2 protein-coding genes are annotated in these 1,458 nt (G+C 66.9%); both read right to left on the bottom strand.

Features of this window, described 5'->3' with window-relative positions:
* Positions 1 to 1,141: NAD(P)(+) transhydrogenase (Re/Si-specific) subunit beta (locus tag AC1DN9_RS29965; protein WP_478106003.1), on the bottom strand; the 1,141-nt coding region annotated here is incomplete at its 3' end.
* 2 nt (positions 1,142 to 1,143) lie between these two features.
* The coding region (locus AC1DN9_RS29970; protein ID WP_478106004.1) for an NAD(P) transhydrogenase subunit alpha part 2 at positions 1,144 to 1,458 on the bottom strand (315 nt) is incomplete at its 5' end.

Genomic DNA, 1,458 nt, shown 5'->3' on the forward strand with positions numbered 1-1,458 from the left:
CCGGCGGGTGGATCGCGTACTTCACCGTCACGCCGTGCTCGGTGAGCTTCTGCGCAAGCTCCTTCACCGCGTGCTGGGCTCTGGCCACCGCGAGGCCGTAGCCCGGCACGATGATGACCGTCTCGGCGTTGGAGAGCACGAAGGCCGCGTCGTCCGCGCTGCCGCTCTTCACTGGCCGCTGCTCCTTGGCGCCGCCCGTGGCCGCAGCCGCCTCGCCGCCGAAACCGCCCAGGATCACGTTGAAGAACGAGCGGTTCATCGCCTTGCACATGATGTAGGAGAGGATCGCACCCGAGGAGCCCACCAGGGAGCCTGCCACGATCAGCATCGCGTTGTTCAGGCTGAAGCCGATGCCCGCGGCCGCCCAGCCCGAGTAGCTGTTGAGCATGGACACCACCACCGGCATGTCCGCCCCGCCGATCGGGATGATGATSAGCACGCCCATCACGAAGGCCAGGATCACCATCGCGAGGAAGGCCAGCCAGCTCTCGGTGGCCACGTACAGCAGGCCCAGCGCAATGGTCAGCAGCCCCAGCACGAGGTTCAGCATGTGCTGGCCCTTGAACTGCACSGGMGCMCCCTGGAACAGGCGGAACTTGTACTTGCCCGAGAGCTTGCCGAAGGCAATGACCGAGCCGCTGAAGGTGATGGCGCCGATGGCCGCACCCAGGAACAGCTCCAGCCGGTTGCCCGCGGGAATCGCATAGCGCAGGAAGCCGTCGACGATCATCGCGCCTTCGGGTGTGTTGACCGTGCCGGAGGCCGCCACCGGCAGCGGCGTGATGCCGAAGGCCCAGGGCTCCACCACCGCCGCCACGGCGATGAAGACGGCCGCCAGACCGATCATGCTGTGGAAGAAGGCCACGAGTTCGGGCATCTGGGTCATCTCGACCGTCTTGGCGCGGTAGGCGCCATAGCCGCCACCCACGACCAGGCCCAGCAGCACCCAGGCCATGCCGAGGGCCTTGCCGCCGGAGAGCTGCACGATCAGCGCGGCGGTGGTCAGGATGGCGATCGCCATGCCGACCATGCCGAAGATGTTGCCGCGGATGGAGGTGGTGGGGTGGGACAGGCCCTTCAGGGCCTGGATGAAGCAGACCGAGGCGATCAGGTACAGCAGCGTGACGACGTTCATCGACATGATCAGTGGCCCCCCGCCTTGGCGGCGTCACCGGCCGCTGGCGCCTTCTTGTCCTTCTTCTTGAACATCTCCAGCATGCGCCGGGTCACCAGGAAGCCGCCGAAGACGTTGACAGCGGCCAGCGCCACGGCCAGCACGCCCATGGTCTTGCCCAGGCCTGTCTCGGTGAGTGCCGCGGCCAGCATGGCGCCCACGATGACGATGGCGGAGATGGCGTTGGTGACGGCCATCAGCGGCGTGTGCAGCGCCGGGGTGACGGTCCACACCACGTGGTAGCCCACGTAGATGGCCAGCACGAAGATGATCAGGTTGATGAC

Source organism: Variovorax sp. 05L425 (assembly GCF_056397705.1).